The sequence below is a fragment of the uncultured Chloroflexus sp. genome (genome assembly GCF_937951745.1).
Taxonomy (GTDB): Bacteria; Chloroflexota; Chloroflexia; order Chloroflexales; family Chloroflexaceae; genus Chloroflexus.
On sequence record NZ_CALFBQ010000028.1, the window covers coordinates 1 to 17,738 of the forward strand.

At 60.0% G+C, this 17,738-nt stretch carries 13 protein-coding genes; 9 read left to right on the forward strand and 4 right to left on the reverse strand.

Features of this window, described 5'->3' with window-relative positions:
- The first annotated feature begins 277 nt into the window (after positions 1-277).
- The 8 genes from Q1A59_RS07520 to Q1A59_RS07555 all read left to right on the forward strand — a co-directional run bounded on the left by Q1A59_RS07520 (position 278) and on the right by Q1A59_RS07555 (position 12,118).
- Positions 278-556: a pyrophosphorylase gene (locus Q1A59_RS07520; protein ID WP_298403777.1), complete on the forward strand. Its 279-nt coding sequence runs from the start codon at positions 278-280 to the stop codon at positions 554-556.
- Between the two features lie 49 nt (positions 557-605).
- Positions 606-1,424, forward strand: coding sequence for a hypothetical protein (locus Q1A59_RS07525; RefSeq protein ID WP_298403780.1), 819 nt, complete (start codon positions 606-608; stop codon positions 1,422-1,424).
- Entirely contained in the window at positions 1,421-3,511 is a 2,091-nt protein-coding gene (locus Q1A59_RS07530; protein ID WP_298403783.1) for a hypothetical protein, read from the forward strand. Before Q1A59_RS07525 ends, Q1A59_RS07530 begins: the two co-directional genes overlap by 4 nt.
- Positions 3,512-3,523: 12 nt before the next feature.
- Positions 3,524-3,856, forward strand: a complete 333-nt coding sequence (locus tag Q1A59_RS07535; protein WP_298403786.1) for a hypothetical protein — start codon at positions 3,524-3,526, stop codon at positions 3,854-3,856.
- On the forward strand, positions 3,840-7,583 hold the full coding sequence (locus tag Q1A59_RS07540; protein WP_299644682.1) for an FtsK/SpoIIIE domain-containing protein: 3,744 nt from the start codon (positions 3,840-3,842) through the stop codon (positions 7,581-7,583). The genes Q1A59_RS07535 and Q1A59_RS07540 overlap by 17 nt, the downstream gene beginning before the upstream one ends.
- Before the next feature lie 552 nt (positions 7,584-8,135).
- Positions 8,136-9,524 carry an FAD-dependent oxidoreductase gene (locus tag Q1A59_RS07545; RefSeq protein WP_298403793.1) on the forward strand — a complete coding sequence of 463 codons (1,389 nt, stop codon included), beginning with the start codon at positions 8,136-8,138 and terminating at the stop codon, positions 9,522-9,524.
- A complete protein-coding gene (locus tag Q1A59_RS07550; protein WP_298403796.1) occupies positions 9,524-10,666 on the forward strand; it encodes a glycosyltransferase family 4 protein in 1,143 nt (380 codons plus the stop codon). The genes Q1A59_RS07545 and Q1A59_RS07550 overlap by 1 nt, the downstream gene beginning before the upstream one ends.
- 294 nt (positions 10,667-10,960) lie before the next feature.
- Complete coding sequence (locus Q1A59_RS07555) at positions 10,961-12,118, forward strand: PP2C family protein-serine/threonine phosphatase (RefSeq protein ID WP_298403798.1); 1,158 nt, start codon at positions 10,961-10,963, stop codon at positions 12,116-12,118.
- Positions 12,119-12,247: 129 nt separating this feature from the next.
- Here Q1A59_RS07555 and Q1A59_RS07560 read toward each other — a convergent pair whose 3' ends face one another.
- From Q1A59_RS07560 to Q1A59_RS07570, 3 genes are all read right to left on the reverse strand, one after another.
- Positions 12,248-13,429 carry an acetyl-CoA C-acetyltransferase gene (locus tag Q1A59_RS07560; RefSeq protein WP_298403801.1) on the reverse strand — a complete coding sequence of 394 codons (1,182 nt, stop codon included), beginning with the start codon at positions 13,427-13,429 and terminating at the stop codon, positions 12,248-12,250.
- A 76-nt stretch (positions 13,430-13,505) separates the two neighbouring features.
- A complete protein-coding gene (locus Q1A59_RS07565) occupies positions 13,506-14,789 on the reverse strand; it encodes a hypothetical protein (RefSeq protein WP_298403804.1) in 1,284 nt (427 codons plus the stop codon).
- A 3-nt stretch (positions 14,790-14,792) separates the two neighbouring features.
- Complete coding sequence (locus Q1A59_RS07570; RefSeq protein WP_298403807.1) at positions 14,793-15,152, reverse strand: hypothetical protein; 360 nt, start codon at positions 15,150-15,152, stop codon at positions 14,793-14,795.
- Between the two features lie 602 nt (positions 15,153-15,754).
- Here Q1A59_RS07570 and Q1A59_RS07575 point away from each other — a divergent pair.
- Entirely contained in the window at positions 15,755-16,591 is an 837-nt protein-coding gene (locus tag Q1A59_RS07575) for a DMT family transporter (protein WP_298403810.1), read from the forward strand.
- Positions 16,592-16,641: 50 nt separating this feature from the next.
- Here Q1A59_RS07575 and Q1A59_RS07580 read toward each other — a convergent pair whose 3' ends face one another.
- Complete coding sequence (locus tag Q1A59_RS07580) at positions 16,642-17,604, reverse strand: CPBP family intramembrane glutamic endopeptidase (protein ID WP_298403813.1); 963 nt, start codon at positions 17,602-17,604, stop codon at positions 16,642-16,644.
- Between the last annotated feature and the right edge of the window lie 134 nt (positions 17,605-17,738).

The window sequence follows — 17,738 nt, forward strand, 5'->3', positions numbered from 1 at the left end:
TGTGACCCTAGCGGCGACCGAGCGCCCTTCACTTGTGCGGTCTACCGTTTCGGTGAGACCGTTGCCCTCGCAACGCTGAGTAGTATAGCGAATGCCGCCGATTTTGTCAAGCGCGATTGCTCCACGCCGTTTTGTCGTATCAGGACGCGATCTTTCGCTAGATAGGCCGGCTTTCTTGCACCGGTAAATTGGACGAAATTTCCGCGAATCTTTTGGCGATCTCGCGCGGTTTCATTCATGCAAGGTGTTTTTTTACTGGCATTGACAGGAGGTTGGCATGAGCGATCGGGTACTTTCGACGGCAACGGCGCGTGAAGCGATTGAGCGGTTTCAGCGGATTGTGCAGGGGCCATTGTTGCAACAGATTGGCGATCTGAACCGGGAAGGACAGCTCTTGTCGGATCCGAACAATTGGGATGGGCGGCTAGCTGCGCAATTCCGCGCTCATTGGGCGGAAACGCACCAAAAGTTAATGGCTATTCAGGGGGCGTTGGAGGATTTGCGCCGGCAGGTAGCGCAGATTAACCAGAACATTATGCAGGCGGGCGGGCAGTAGCAGCAGATGGCCGGCGAGATTTGCTCTCGCCGGCCCATCACACGGAGCTATGGAACGAAACGGAGAAACCGAGATGTCACTCGCTTTTCAAATCAGCCATGCCGAGTTGCTTTTATTGCTAGGCCTACTCGAACTGCCGCGGCCCTTCGCACTTGGACAAGGCACATTGCCGGCACGGCCAGCGTTAGAGGGTGCGCTGAGCGCAGCAGTCGGCAGTTTAGTGGCGCGCAATCTCTTAGTCCTGCCTCCATCGCCAGAAAGCCCGCCCACACCCCATGCCGCCTTGGCTGACATGCTCCGCACCGCCGCACTCGCCGATAGCCTGCTCATTGTAGCCAGCGGCCCGCCCACCCAGCTTGGTCATATTAGCCGCGCCGGCAATCGGTTTGTGCTGCACAGCAGTCCGGCGCCTGATGTGCATCGGTTCGAGGCGATTACTGGCGTCGACCAAGTTACCGGCACGATGTTGGGGATACTGGCGCTGGTCAACCTGCGTGAACCAGAGTGCCAAACGCCGTTGCTGCTTAACGGCGAAACGCTGCTAACCGCATTCAATGCTTTGCAACACAACGATGAGCACATGGCGGTTTGGGCTTTAGAGCAGCAAGGCTATCCAACAACACTGGCGCGTAGCTTTGTAACAGCGATTGGTCCGCAACCGGCTCGCTATGCGTTGGCAGCTATCCGGCACATGCGACAACCCCAACCGGAAGCGCGCGGCGCATTGCTGATTGCCGGACGCAACGGCGGGTGGTGGGCAGTGCCGGCATCAGATCGCGACGATCGCTTGGCCTTGTGGCCGGTCGGCGGTGATAGTCTGCGCCAACGGATTGGTGAGCTTGGCGCTTGGATCTGTGAGGCTGCATGAATACTGTCGCTGCGATCCCTGCCCAGTTGCGCCAATATGCGACGGCCATTATTGCCGAACAGGAACAACTGCTAGCCGAAGCGCGCAGTCTGGCGACAGTACTGAGCCGTTTCAGCAGCCGGTGCCGCGAGTATGCGGTATCGGGGGTGGACGGTCTTAGCGATTCACTGTTTAGTCATTGCCGCGCAATCAACGAGGTAGCGGTATGGGTAGGCGATACCGCCAACCGGATCGAAGCCGCTGATCGCGGTGGCATAACTGCGCCGCTCCTTGGGGCCACGGTTGCGATGATGAGCGCCGGCATCGCCAATCGCTTAGCGGGGCGGCGCCCCTTTTGGCCGGGTTTGCCTACGCTTGATCTCGGCGCTCGCCTTGCCTTCCGGTTCATCTGGGAACTGCGTGCACCGGCACGGCCAATCGCGCCGGCCAGCTTAGGCGTGCGGATAGCGGCGCGGCTGGCGACGCAATGGTCAATGCAGACGGTACGCCGCTGGAACCCAACGTGGCTCAGCGGCGTTTGGCCCGCTTTGCGCACCGGAGCCGTGCAGCAAGGGCGCTGGCTAGCGCAAGCCGGCTTGGTGACGATTGCGCCATGGTTGCCATGGCCAACGGCGCTGCGTTTGATCGCCACCCAGCAATGGCTGGAGCAGGCGTTGGAACACCTGCAAATGTGGCTGATGCCGATCACCCTATTGCCCCAGCCCGGCTGGCCGGTACGTTTCCCTCTCGCCGGCTTCGGCGCATTGGCCGGATGGTTCGCGCCGCTTGTATGGCAGGCGACTCCCATCTTGTTGTCACCGGCGATGCAGCAACGGCTAGCCGATGCCTGCACTGAGCTTGTGCAGCGCGGCACAAGGCTGGTGTGGCAATCTGCATATCAACAAACCATGCGGTGGCTTTGGCCATGGCTGCCACTCTTGCCCAACCGCGCGCAGAGCTGGCATCTGTTACAGCAAAGTCTCGTGATGAGCGGCACGATCGCAACAAGCAGAGCCGATCTTGCGCTTCATCCGGCTATGCTCTGGCTCATCTGCGTCCAAGCAGGTGGGATGCTTGGCCTCATTAGCGGCCCACGTTTGCCTGCAATCATCCAGAATCCGGCTGACGTACCGAAGCTGTTAGAAAGCGGTTTTTGGATCGACGCATTTCAATATCTATCACTGGAGGAAATGCGCGCATTAGTGAGCCAGCTCGAACAGCTCAACCGCAATACACGCTTCAACCTGATGTTGAGACCGCTCACACGACCAACTACCGGGCCGGAAGCTGAACCAGATGGCTACGCCGATGTACACGCTGTCTTCCCGCCGAACGAGTGCATGGTCGATCCGAACCGTCCGTATCGGATCACACCGAGAGCGTTGCAGGCGACACCACACAGCTTGATCAGCCCATACCTCGGCGAAGAAGTTCGGGCAGCGCGGGTCGGCAAAGATGAATACGTCGTTGGAATCAGCGGTCTCAATCTCGACAATATGGCATACGGAACAAATGGATTGGTTTCGGTGATCGAGACGGCCAGCGGGAAAGAGCGGCTTGATCACAATGCCTACTACCAAACTGTGCGCGAGCGGATCATGCGCCTGATTGAGCAGATGCCGGCAGGCAGTACCCTTCATCTGATGGGACATAGTATGGGGGGCGGGATGTGCATTCTGTTAAGTAACGATCCAGTGGTGCAAGCTGCGTTGGCTCAGCGTCAGGTTCAATTAGCCAGCGTCGTTACGCTTGGCGCCGTGCGCCCGCACGGCGAATGGGATGACGCACCGTCAGAGATTAATGGTCAGCTAGTCACCGTGCGGCATTACGTTGACAGTGACGATACGCTCGCGAAATCGGTCGGTGCCGGGCACGATGACGCGCGCTACCGTGCTGTGGTATTCGAGCTAGACAACCACCAGCTCGATCAACCGAGTGTAGCGCATAGTGCCTACGAAACGTTCGACTACAGCCGACTGCCAGTTGAGGCACAAACGTTGCCGTTCACGATTGATCCCACCGAATTTGAGTTGCTGCCTCTACCGATATTGCCCGAACTACCGCCGGTCGATCCTGACTGGTTTCAGGAACCGCCGTTATCGGCATAGGAGGAGCTGTCTATGTCAGGCCGGAGCGATGTTTGGTGGGATTGGAACGCCGCCGATGAAGCAAGTGGCGCATTGCGGCGCATTGCGAGCGCGATCGATGCGGCGGCCCGGCAACGAGCGAGTACAGCCAGTGCGCTCCTAACCGGATGGGAGGGGCCGCGCCAGCGCGAGTGGGCTGCACGCCACGCTGCGCTACAGGTCGAAGCTATTCGCTTGCGCGAACAATGCTTACATGCGGCCAATGCTATCGCCCAAGCCAGCGCGCGGGCGCGCGCTGAGCAAGATCGGATTAACTACGAACGGCAAGCTACTCAGCCAGCAACCAACTATGCAGGACAACCCTAGTTCGTTTAACCGTCCACCCCGCCTGCGTCCGCGCTGGCGCGCCGAGACGGTGGAATTACCCGTTCCGCCCAACCCGCCGCAGCCACGCGCGGCAACAATGTGGCTACAGGCATTGTTACCGGTAATCGCAGCGTTGCTGTTCAGCGCCGGTGCGCTGATCGGCTACGGTTCATGGTTAGCAGCATTGCCGGCGCTGGTGTTAGGATTGCTCAGTAGCGGCATCACGCTGCTCAACGAGCGAGAAACTACCCGGCGCAACGCGCATACCCATGCTGAGCAGCAGACACTCTTCAACGATCGCTTGGCCGCAGCGCGCGCTCGCTTACGCCGCTTGCACGAAGAAGAGCGCGCTGCCCGGCGCTACTTAGCGCCCGATCCAGCAGAACTATTGCGGATCGCTGGGGCCGATGGTCGGTCACGCGCGCCGGAGCCACGGCTGTGGGAACGCCGGCTGAGTGATGATGATGCGCTAGAATTGCGTGTGGGCAACGGAACGTTGCCGGCGACAAGCCGCGCCGCGTTTCAGCCGGGAGCACCGGCTGACCGCCGGATCGACCAGCTTCTGGCCGAATACGCCAGCTTACATCAGGTGCCGATCTGCTTGCCATTGCGCCAGCTCGGTTCGCTCGGCATTGCCGGACCGCGACCGGCAGTGGTAGGGCTAGCGTATGCGCTGCTGGCGCAAGCGGCCACCTTGCACGCGCCGGCTGAACTGCGCATTGCGCTGATTGCGCAGAAGAATACGGCGACCGATTGGCAATGGATGGCGCGCCTGCCTCACAGCCAGACACCGGGCGAACCGCAGGCCGGGCGGATCTTGGCCGCGATTGAACCGACAGCGATCGACCGCCTTTTAACTTTCCTGCTAGACGAACTGAGCCGGCGGCGCGAAGCAGCAGCGGCCAACCCGGTGCCAGTCGTGATCATTGTTGATAGCGCCGCGCTAGTTGCAACGCACACCGCGCTCGGCCAACTCCTTCGCGATGGCGGCGCGTATGGTCTGATTGTCGTAGTATTGGCCGATGATTGGGCCAACGTGCCCGAATACTGCGCAGCAGTGGTCGAAGTTGACCAACGAATAGGAAGGTGGACACGGGCAGGCGAAGCATGGCCAGCCACTCCCTTCCAGCCCGACCTGCTCGATCGAGCCAGCATAGAGCAACTCGCCAACCGGTTGGCAACCATCCGCCTGACTGAAATCGGGGCCGGCCAGCATCTGCCACGCCATGCCCGCTTGCTAGAGCTGCTTGAGCTGCCGACCGGCGATGGCATTCCGCTGCGCTGGTTGCAACCGCCACCATTAGCATGGCACGAGACGCCAATCGGCGCTTTAGGGGAAGGAAAGCCGTTTTTCCTCAATCTGAACGAACAATGCCACGGTCCGCATGGCATTATCGCTGGCGCGACCGGCGCTGGCAAGAGTGTGTTGTTGCAAACCATCATTGTCGCGTTGGCCGCTACCCATGGCCCTGACCGGCTCAACGTGCTGTTGATCGACTTCAAGGGCGGCGCGGCGCTCGCTCCGTTTGCGCATATCCCCCACACCACGGGATTAGTGACCGATCTCGACGATCGCTTGGCAACACGTGCCATCGCTGCCATCAACAGCGAATTGCGACGGCGCAAGACTATGCTGCGCACCGTCGCCGAACAGTATGGCATCCATATCGAGAACATCGCCGATTATCGCGCACTAGCACGCCAACACCCGCTAGAACCGTTGCCGAACCTGTTGATCGTGCTCGACGAATTTGATGAAATGGCCCGCAGTTGTCCCGATTTTGTCAGCGCACTGGTGCGAGTTGTCAAGCAGGGACGTTCACTGGGAGTATATCTGTTGATCGCTACCCAACAACCGGCGCGGGTGGTCAGCGACGAGATCCGCAGCCAATTGAGCTACTTCATCGCTTTGCGGCTAGGCAGCAGCGAAGACAGCCGCGAAATGTTGCAACGTCCTGACGCCGCCTTTTTGCCGCCACAACTGCCCGGACGGGCATACGTGCGCAGCGGCGGCGAGGTGCGGCTCATACAAGTGGCCCGACTGGCTACTCAACCAGACGGCCAGAGTGATCTTGAAGCGATAACCCAACGACTCTGCGCAGCCGGGATCGCTCATCTAGCCGCGCTCAACTGGCAACCACCGCCTATTTGGCAGCCACCACTGCCGGCACATCTGACTCTCCATACGGCGGTGAGCGGCTTGCAGGCAGTGGCCGGTTTGCTTGACATACCGCAGCAGAGCCGGCAAATCCCGTTGGTGATCGATCTCAATACCGGTCATCTGGCGATCTTTGGCGGGCCAGCCAGTGGCAAGAGCGTGACTTTGGCCCGCATCATCCTCGACCTTGCCGGGAGATGTGCGCCCGATGCGCTCTGGTGCTATCTGATCGATGGCGATGGCCGGCTTTTGAGCGCCTTGACCGATCTCCCGCACGTTGGGGCCATGGTGCAACCCTTCGATCGCGAGGCGCTCATCACCCTCTTGCGCCAACTCGACAACCTCCTGCGCGAACGGCGCATGCGCGTGAGCGCCGGCCAACCACCGGGACCGCCGGTGCTGCTCGTCATTGACCGGCTAGCAGTGGTGCGTGATGAACTCCGCGACGCCTATGGCGAGAGCGACTTAGCCGAATTAGTCCGACTAGCTCGCAATGGGCGCGATCTAGGGTTACGCCTAATCGTGAGTGCCGAGCGGCCATCCGACTTCCCCTACCGGCTAGCGGCGCAGTTCGAGCAACGGCTGGCCCTGCGAATGCCTGATCTCAACGACTACGCCGATGCCTTTGGCCAGCGGCCGCCATCCCAACTGCCGCCAGCTATAGCCGGGCGCGGCTACTGGCAGCATAGCGAAGAAGGTCTGCTGGAAGTGCAGATTGCGCTGCCGGCAGGCGGCGTCGAAGCTAGTGACAGTCGCGAGCTAGCGCTAGCTATCCGGGCGCAAGTGACTACGTTAGCGCACACCACGCCGCTAATCGCCGGCGGCCCGCCGCCGTTGGCGTTGCTGCCCGAACGCTTGGCCAGAAGCGCCTTACCGGCGGCCAGTCAATGCATTGCCGGCCTGCGCCTACCATGCAGTTGGGCGGCAGAGCCGCCGGGGCCGGTAGAGCTGCACCTCAGCTCGGAAACACCACACGCACTGGTAATCGGGCCGCGTCGCAGCGGCAAAAGCACGGCCCTACTCACCCTAGCTCACAGCGCATTAACGGCATCACCGCCAGCACACTTGATCATCATCGACGGGCCGCGCCGCAGTCTGAACCGGTTGCGCGCGCTTACGCCAACCGTGCGCTACATCGCTGACGAAGCCGGACTGGCAATGCTAAACGATGAACTTAGCGCATTGCGCCGCGAGGCAACTAACCGGCAACTCTTGATCATTGACGATTACCACCTGTGTCGCGAACGCTGGCGTGACCACTTTACCCAGAGCTACAGCGCAACGCCCAATCTATTCAATCAGTTAGTCGAATTGGCTCAAACCGGCAACGAACCATTTCACTTGCTCATTGCCGCTGGGATCAGCTATGCCGATGATCCGCTGCTGCGGGCACTTGACGGTGCGCGCAACGGGATCGTACTCTGGCCGGGTCGTTACGACACCGGCACACGCTTGCTCGGCCTTAATCTACCACTGCCTGATCAACGCCCCAGTGAGCAACCGCCGGGACGGGCGCTGTTGGTGAATGGTGATGATGAACCGGTGATGATGCAGGTAGCGGGAGAATAAATCTCATAATGGAGCGTTTGAGGAGCGCGATAGATGTTTCCCGCATTCTTATGCCTTGGTTGTCCTCATCCCCTCTTTCTTGCTCTCCCACAAGGGGAGTTCAAGGGCGGACAGAACCATGAAGGCAAATATGGTTGATGACATTGAGCTACGCTGGTTCACCTTCACCCCCAGCCCTCTCCCACCGATGCGGGAGAGGGGAATGCAGCGCCGGGCTTTGAGGCATCGCACAGCGATCAACAGTTGTACTCTACCAATATTCTGTCCACCCTTCAACAAAAGGTGCGAAGAGAGGATTGGCATATCCGCCTGAGCAAACCCAATGCTACGCTCTGAAAGCTTGCCGAACAACGCGATAACGATCCGCTTTAGAAGAGCACGGCATAGAGATCACTGCTCACAACGGGGGAAAACAGCACTAAACGAACACCGGTTCAAGCAAGCGGTACAGCACCGTTTGACATGACGTAAGAGCCATGGTACATTGCGGGTATCTGTGCGGTATATCACAATCGGACAAGAGGCAACAAAACGACAACAAAGGAGTGCGCCGTGAGTGAACCTCTGGGAAGCGCTCAGCGTCCGCTGCGCGTCGCGATTATTGGCGCCGGCCCGGCCGGTTTTTACACTGTTGAAGCGTTGCTCAAACAAAAAGATCTGGTCTGCCAAATCGACATCTTCAACCGCTTCCCCACCCCTTATGGATTGGTGCGCGAGGGAGTTGCCCCTGATCACCAATCGATCAAGGCGGTGACGCGCATTTACGACAAGCTAGCCGCCCACGCCAACGTTCGCTATTTCGGCAACGTCACTTTTGGGGTTGATATAACCCACGCTGACCTGCGCTCCTATTACGATCAGATCGTCTACGCCGTCGGCGCGCAGTCAGATCGGCGCATGGGCATTCCCGGCGAGGATTTGTTCGGCAGCATGCCGGCAACCGCTTTCGTTGGCTGGTATAATGGCCGGCCCGACTACCGCGATCTTGAAGTTGATTTGAACGTTGAGCGAGTCGTGGTGGTGGGCAACGGGAATGTGGCGATGGATGTGACGCGCATTTTGGTGAGCGATCCCGATGAGCTGGCGAAAACCGATATTGCTGACCACGCACTGGCCGCGCTGCGCCAGAGCAAGGTACGCGAAGTGGTGATGTTAGGCCGGCGCGGGCCGGTGCAGGCCGCCTTCACCAATCCAGAATTGAAGGAGTTTGGTGAGCTGAAGGGAGTTGACATCATTGTCGATCCGGCCGACCTTGAACTTGATCCGCTGAGTGAAGCGGCGATGGCCGAGGATAAAACGGCGGCGAAGAATGTTGAGATGCTGCGCGAATATGCCGCCCGCGGCGCCACCGGCGCGCCACGCCGGATCGTCATGCGCTTCCTTGTTTCCCCTATTGCTATTCACGGGGTTGATGGCCGGGTGACCGGCGTCACGATCGAGCGTAACAGATTGGTGCAGGCTGCCGACGGCAGCTTACGCCCGCGTGGCACCGGTGTGACTGAAGAGTTGAGCTGTGGTATGGTCTTGCGCTCGGTTGGGTATCGCGGCGAGCCGTTGCCCGACGTACCGTTTGATGAAGCGAGCGGCACCATTCCCAATCGCGATGGCCGAGTGCTGAATGGGCCAAACGGTGAACCGATCCTCGGCGAATACGTGGTCGGCTGGATCAAGCGCGGCCCGTCAGGCGTGATCGGAACCAACAAACCCGACGCGGTTGCCACCGTCAACAAGATGCTGGCTGATTTGCCCAACCTGCCGAACACGCCGCCCGCCGGCGACATCACCGATCTGTTGCGCGAGCGCGGGGTTGATTTTGTCACCTACGCTGATTGGCAGCGGCTGAACGAGTATGAAATGGCGCAGGGAGCGGCACAAGGCCGGCCACGGGTAAAGGTGACGCGGGTGGAAGAGATGATGGAGATTATCCGAGCTGGCCGCTGATGCGCATTGTGATGATCGCGCCCTTCGGCATCAGACCGAAGGGCACCCTACTGGCCCGGATGTTGCCATTGGCGCAGGCGTTGCACCGGCGCGGCCACACCGTTACGATTTTGGCGCCGCCGGTGCATAATCCGGCTGATGGCGGCACAACCCGCGACTACAGCGGGGTAACGGTGACCCATACCCCCACACCACCTCTCGGCGGCCCGCCAGCAGCCCTCTGGCATACTGTGGCGCTCTGGAGCAGGGCGCGCCGGTTACAGCCCGATGTACTCCACCTCTTCAAACCCAAAGGATTCGGCGGGTTAGCAGTGCTAGCTCGTGGCAGAGTGCCGCTCGTGGTTGATTGCGACGATTGGGAAGGGTCGGGTGGATGGAACGACTTGCTACCATATCCGCCACCGGCCAAGGCGTTATTTGCGTGGCAAGAGCGCGATCTGCCGCGCCGCGCCGGCGCGGTCACGGTCGTTTCGCATACACTCGAAACCTTGGTCTGGGCCATGGGTGTGCCCCCGCAGCGCGTTTTTTATCTACCAAACGGCGCGCCAGCTACTGAACCGTTACCGCTGCAGCCTACACCTCACCCCACCATTCTCCTCTACACCCGCTTCTGGGAACTCGATTTGGCTGAAGTAGCAACCGCGCTAGCGACGATCCACCGCGCGCGACCTGACGCGCGCCTCTTGCTGATCGGCAAAGGCGAGCGCGGCGAAGAGCAGCAGCTTTTGGCGCTGGCCACAACGCAAGGTTGGGCAGCGATGATTGATAACCGTGGCTGGCAAGAACCGGCGGCGATTCCTCAATTGCTTGCCAGCGCCGATGTGGCGCTAGCGCCGATTCGCGATACGTTGATCAACCGCGCGCGCGGCATGGCCAAACTCGTGGAACTGCTCGCCGCGGGCTTGCCGATTGTGGCCAGCGATGTCGGCACGGCCCGCGACTACCTCGCGCCTGACGCCGGCATCCTGACGCCGCCCGGCGATGCGCAGGCGCTGGCCGCCGCAACCCTTGAATTGTTAGCCGACGAAACGGCGCGCACCCGCTTGCGCGCTGCCGCAAGAGCAGCGTCACACCGCTTGGCATGGCCGAACCTCGCCCCAATTGCTGAAGCAGCCTACCAGCAAGCCACTGTTCGCGCATAGCCAACCGCCGATGGACTATGGTATGATAGTCTCTTGGCTATGCACGTCATGACCAAGATGTCTGCTTGACAACAGACTTTGGCCCATCCAGACTATATCTAATCTAAGCGAAGCCAAGGATCGCGCTTCCCACAAAAGCTTCATTCCGGCATCTGATGGAGTGAGGTCAGCGAAGTGGCACACTAAAGATGCCGTATTGCCTGTGCTGTTGCGATGCGCCATTAACGAACCTAGCCGGATCGCCAATGATTTAATTGTTAGAAGATACTGAAACCGGTTTCGTAACTATCGCCTATGGCAAACCAACCTCCCGGCCGGATACTCGTCATTGATGACAGTGAACACAATCGATACTTGCTTGCGCGCCAGCTCGACCGGCGCGGCCATACGGTCGTCACAGCGATCCACGGGCGGCAGGGATTGGAATATGCGCAGCAGCAACCTTTCGATGTCATTCTGCTTGACCTCATGATGCCCGAAATGGATGGCTTTACCGTGCTTGATCAGCTCAAGTGCGACTCACAGATGCGCCACATTCCGGTCATCGTGATTTCGGCGATTGATGAGATCGACGATGTGGTGCGGTGCATTGATGCCGGCGCCGAAGATTACCTCACAAAGCCAATTAACACGACCCTGCTGCACGCCAAAGTGAATGCTTGTCTGGAACGAAAACGGTTGCGCGACCAAGAGCAAGCGCATCTGATAGCGATCCGCTATGAACTCGAGCTGGGGCGGCGCATGCAAGCCGATTTCTTGCCGGAACGTCTACCGCACATTGACGGCTGGGAGATCGCAGCAGCGTTTGTGCCGGCGCGAGAAGTAGCCGGTGATTTTTATGACGCCTTTATCTTGCCCGATCAACGGCTGGTTTGTCTGCTGGGTGATGTTTGTGATAAAGGTGTGGGAGCAGCGATCTTTATGGCGTTAACCCGGTCGCTTTTGCGCGCGTTTGCTGAACAAGCCGCGCTGAACGGCGACGATCCACTGCGCGCTGTAGCGATGACCAACGAGTATATTGCGCGCCACCATCACGCGAGTCGCACCTTCTCGACCATTTTCTTTGCGATCATTGATCCGGCCAGCGGAACCGTACAGTATGTGAATGCCGGCCACCCAGTGCCGATTTTGATCCGTGCCGATAGTAGGGTTGAAATGTTGTTATCGACCGGGCCAGCCGTCGGCTGGATCACCAATGCGCGCTTTACAACCGAGACAACCAAGCTAGAGATAGGCGATCGGCTCTTCGCCTACACCGATGGTGTCACCGAGGCGCGGTCACCCAACGGCGCGCTGTTTAGCGAGGAACGGCTGCTGGCAACGATCGATCCGGCACTCAACGGCGCGCGTCATCTCGAAGCCATACAACGGGCAGTGATGGCGTATACGATGCGCCAGCAGCCAGAGGATGATTTGACGATGTTGGTCGTCTGGCGGTACAGCGCGGCGTGAGGTGAGGGGTTGTTTTTACTATGCCGCTGCAGACGCCTACCCCCCTAGCGGCGCTCGTATCCCCCAACGCTGGCATTTAGTCCTCTGGTGAAGGAGCGACGTTGGCGAGCAACGTCGCTCCGGCTGAGGTTAGCGCACTTCAACTTCCAGCGCGACGGCTTCACCACCACCAAGACACAGGGCAGCGATGCCGCGTTTACCGCCGCGTTGCCGCAGAGCCGAGATCAGCGTCACCAGCACGCGCGTACCGCTCGCACCGATCGGATGGCCGAGCGCAATCGCGCCGCCATGGACATTCACCCGGTCAGCGTCGAGGGCAAGAGCACGGAGATTCGCAATGACTTGCGCCGCAAACGCTTCATTAATTTCAAACAGATCGTAATCGTCGAGCGTGCGCCCGGCGCGTTTCATCAACCGTTCGATCGCAAAGGCAGGCGCGGTGAAAACTTCAAGCGGCTTGACCGCTGCCTGCGCAGCCACTCCGATCCGGGCTAGCGGTTGCAAACCCAACTGGGCCGCCCGGCTGGCGCTCATCAACACCACTGCTGCCGCGCCATCGGTAATGCCGGGAGCGTTACCAGCAGTGACGGTGCCATCAGCGACAAACGCCGGTTTGAGCTTGGCCAGCGCCGCCAGCGAGGTGTCGCGCCGTGGCCCTTCATCAACTGTCACCACGTTAGTCTGCCCTTTCGGTCCCGGCACTGTCACCGGCACAATCTCCTCGTCAAAGGCACCGCGGTCTTGGGCTGCGATCGCGCGCTGGTGCGATTGCAGCGCATAAGCGTCTTGCTGTTCGCGGGTGACGTGAAACGTGCGCGCAATCCATTCGGCGGCAGCGCCCATATGATGGTTTTCAAATGCGCACCACAACCCATCGTGAACCGTGGCATCGATCACTTGGCCGTGACCTAGCCGATAGCCGTGCCGCGCCTGCGGCAACAAGTAAGGGCCGCTGCTCATATGCTCCATGCCGCCGGCCACCAGCACGTCGGCTTCGCCGGCCTTGATCAGCGCCGCGCTAACCATAACGGCTTTCAGCCCACTGCCGCAGACCTTGTTGACCGTCAACCCGCCAACCGAGTCTGGCAAACCACCGCGGAGCGCTGCTTGCCGGGCTGGTGATTGGCCCAAACCGGCGGTAACGACGCACCCCATGATACATTCATCGACCATTGCCGGTTCGATCCCGGCCCGTTGCACAGCAGCCCGCACGGCAGCTGCGCCTAAATCAATGGTGCCGAGGCCGCTGTAGGCGCTGTTAAAGCGGCCAATCGGCGTGCGCACTGCGCTCACAATGACTACATCGTCCATAAGCTGTTCCTCACAGTGCAGGAATAAATGGTGACAACCACCAGCAATGATACCGGATATTATAGCGGGCTATGTTTCAAGATACCAACCCGCGCAACTGCCGGTAGAGGGACACCACGCTACTGCCGTTGTCGTACCCCGGCGGCAGCCATGACGCTGGTCGCAACAGCCACAAACCAGCTTGCGCTGCCGGCGGGCGGGTGGGCGGGATGGTTGGATCGGGGAGCAGAGCGGTCGTCAACCCATCCAGCTTCTCGTTCGCCAAACTTGGCAGCGCGGTTGCAACGGCGGCTTGCAAGACCGCGCCGAGCGCCTGCCGTAGCTGGCGCCGTTCATGCGGAGTGGCGCGGCTCAACTGCGCGACTTCTGGGCTAGCGAGCCGCATCGCAACGGTCACACGCCGGTGCGTCTCCGTTTCAGCAGCCGGGGAGAGACTAATCGTCACCGGTAGCGAAGAACCGGCCACAATCTGGTAGAGGGGTGTGTCAGCGGGCAGGCGCGAGCGTTCAACAGCAAAGTAGCCGGTCGCGATGATTGGCGAACGCGCACCGGTGCGCGCGGCCAAGCGCCATGCCGCTGGGCCAAGGACAATGGCACGGGCAAACACCTCTTCGCCATTAGCGAAGCGCACCCCTGCCACCCGGATAGGCGTGGTGATCAGAGCCACTGCCCGCTGTTTAGCGCGCCATTCACCGCCAGCGCGGATCAAGGCATCGGTAAAGAGGCGGATGAGCGTCCCGGCATCGCCGGCCACGGTTTCAGCAGGGGGAAGGAGCGCCACACTACCAGCCGGCCACGGACAATGATCGCTTGCCGGCAGACCGCTGGCCGCAAGGATCGTATCCACAACGTTGCGCAGCGCCGGATCGACGATACCGTAGCGGCACAACATATCGCCTGCTGTCAACCGTTGCTGGCGCAGCACTTGCATTTGGGCCAGTGGATCAAACCGCTCGGCCAAGCGCAACGCCGCAGCAGCCGCCGTCTCTTGGGCTTGCCAGAAACGACCGGCGGCATCAGCTTGAGCAGGAAAGAGTGCGCGCCGGCTCCGGCGCCACTGGCCCAGATCGCTGGGCACGTCAATCACTCGCTGCGCTAGATACAGCCGCCACGCCGGGTCACGCCGCACAACCGGTAGGTAGACCCCCAGATACGCCGCGATCTGCGCATACGGCCCATCACGCACACCGGCCCACTGCGGCGGTACGGTATCGTACCAGCAATTACCGCAACGCACCACCGGCTGCAAAGCTCCGGCACCGGTAAGCAGCACCGCGTGGCCGTCGTTGGCTAAGAGCGCAGCAAGCGCCGCTTCAGCAGCGGTGTTGCCAACAATGATGAAATCGAAGCGTGCGGACAATGCTCATCCTCCGGTCTCGTAGAGCCGCGCCACCACGATCAAGAGCATCAACAAGATGCCGGCATACGACAACCCGACCACTCGCACAGGCCGGTCACGCACCGCCAGCGCGGTTGCCGGGATGAGGGCCACCGCCACCACACCGTAGATGAGGTGCAACGCCATCCGGGCAAGATCGGCCTGCCAAAGCAAGGGAAGCCCGATGGCCGCCTGCGCCATGATCAGCAGTTGCAATATCCCACTTAGCGGCTGCATCCCGCCACGATTGCGCCATGCTATCACCAAAGCCCAGAGCACGCCAACCGCGATCACGATGGTAATGGTGAGTTGTAACCGGCTATGCAAGGCAATGAGTCGCTCCATATCGGCGCTATTGTAGCACGACCAGCAGCGGGGCTAAATACGGTATACTGGAACAAAGCGGAACTACCGCTGAATATCATTTCGTGATGTTGAGAGGTTGTAATGGTGCGCACACGGTGTGCGCGCAGCGATCTCTTCTACTTGGGGACACTACCTCTTTGCATTGCGCGAAATGATATGCTGATCCCCACAATGATTTTATGTTAAGTATTAGCATTGTCGAATGCCTTATCGTCTTGATCCTTGTGGCGGTTGTGGCCGCGATTGCCTTTCGCGCCGGCTATTTTCGCGGGCGAAGGCAGTAGTTTCGCCGGTAGTGGCGATGGTTTGGCCCGCGGCGCCTGTGTCTGGCTGAAACTGGCGATTGATAGCTTGTGGCAGTGCCAATGATGCCAGCCGTTTAGAGAGGCGAATACTCGCAGCAGCACGCTCGCGCCATTGCAGGAGATTGATTCGGACGGGTTACGCCCTCGCAATGACAGAGGGCACGCTTTACGCCTTATGACGCTGGCATCGCTGCTGCCAACGGATTCGACGCTCGTGCGGTTTGTGCGCGACGTTAGGAGGGGAGGACCAGCAGAGAGGCAGCTTGAGACATTACTATGGGCATTATCTACGGCCTAATTGCTGCGTTAGGATGGGGAACCGGTGATTTCCTGATCACCCGCGCTACTCGCCAGCTCGGCTGGCAATGGACACTCTTGTTCGCCCAGATGGCTGGTATCGTGGCCATCGGTCTAGTACTCCTTGGTCGCGGCGATCCGCTGCCGCCATGGGGGCCGGATTGGTTGGCAGCGGTGGCGGTCAATCTGCTCAATGTCACCGGCACGCTGTTGCTCTACCGCGCTTTCACAATCGGCACGCTGGCCATCGTCTCGCCGATCTCGGCCAGTTTTGCGGCAGTGACGGCAGCGTTGGCGCTCCTCGATGGCGAGACGTTGGGCATGATCACGCTGGCCGGCACCGGCTTCGTGATCGGTGGGGTGATCGTAGTGTCACGCGGGCCGGGGACAGCGCACACCAATCTGCGCGGCGTGCCGGAAGCGATTGGGGTGGCGATCAGTTTTGGTCTCTTCTTTTGGCTGATCGGTGATATCACAGCGACCTTCGGCATCGCATGGCCAGTCTTGATCGGGCGGGTCGTGACGGTATTGGCAGCAGCGATGATCCTCGCCTTCAGCCGACCGGCGCTGCCGCAATTGACCGCGGCGCGCGGTGGTCTGATCATCGCGGCCAGCGTGCTCGACACCATCGCCTTCCTCAGCTTCAACACCGGGATTGCTACCGCCTACGTCAGCGTCGTCACGGCACTCGCCTCGATCTTCAGCGCTGTGACGGTTGTGCTGGCGTGGCTAGTGCTACGCGAGCGGCTGGCGCGGAGCCAATGGCTTGGCGTAGCCGGCATTTTGGTGGGGGTCTTATTGGTGAGTTTGCCGTAAACGACAGCGGGCGGTAGTCAAGCTACCGCCCGCTACAATCATCCGTTGCGCTAACGGTCAACGGTCACCGGCTGGCCTGCTGGATTCTGGCTAGTAGCCGGCCACCACCAAATGATCGCCATACTCATGACCAACACGATCGTTGTCACAAGGCCACCTTCTGGGCCAAATGGGCCGCCGGTAAACCAATCGGGGCCGGTCTCCATGAGATTGAACAGCATCCCACCACTCACCATTTGCCCGCTCACTTCGAAACCAAAGAGATTACCCTGCGCCCAATTCCAGACCGAATGGAAGGCACAAATCCCCCACAGCGACTCTTCACGGAGGGCGTAGAGTGCAGCGAAGAGACCATACAGACCGAGATTCAGTAGTGCGAGCACGCTGAGATTGGGATTCAACCCATGCATGACGGCAAAAAAGAGTGACGAGATCAGCACACCAACCCAAGGACGGTAGCGCGCCGCGAGGGTGGGCAACATCCAGCCGCGCGTCAGCACCTCTTCAGCCGCACCTTGGATCAGCCAGCCGGGGATGAGCACTAACAACACGCCACCAAGCGCGGCTAGGCCAACCTGCGCCGGATCACCAGCTTCTACGGCGACAAAGCCGAAAGGCGCCAGCAAGCCAACGACGGCACAGAATGAAGCTAGCCCCACGAGCAAGCCTCGTCCGTAGAAGAAGAGCGCCCGCTGTGGCTCGAAACCGATTGTTGCCATACCGCGTCGCTCATACAACCGAATCCACAACCACACCAGCACAATCATCGCGCCAAACGAGACGGCAAGCGTGAGTGACAGCCAGAACCCTGAAACGAGTGGGGGCAGGAGGTCGGATGAGGCACTGCTCATACCCCCTAACGCTAGCTTTGCCAGAACTATCGGAAACGCAAACACTTGCGAGAGAAAAACTATCAGTACGCCAATCCCGATCACGCCCCACCATGACGTTAAACGCCGACCACTGCGCGCGAGATCATACAGACGGTTGTGCGTGAACCACGCTGGAAGCATAAGCTATACCTTTCTCTGAATGATAACAAATTCTAATATCGTTATCAATATTAATATTGATGGTATTTCTTGTCAAGATGGTCACGCGGCTCTCACTGTGCTAAGATAAAGCTATGTTAGGTTCGAACATAGCA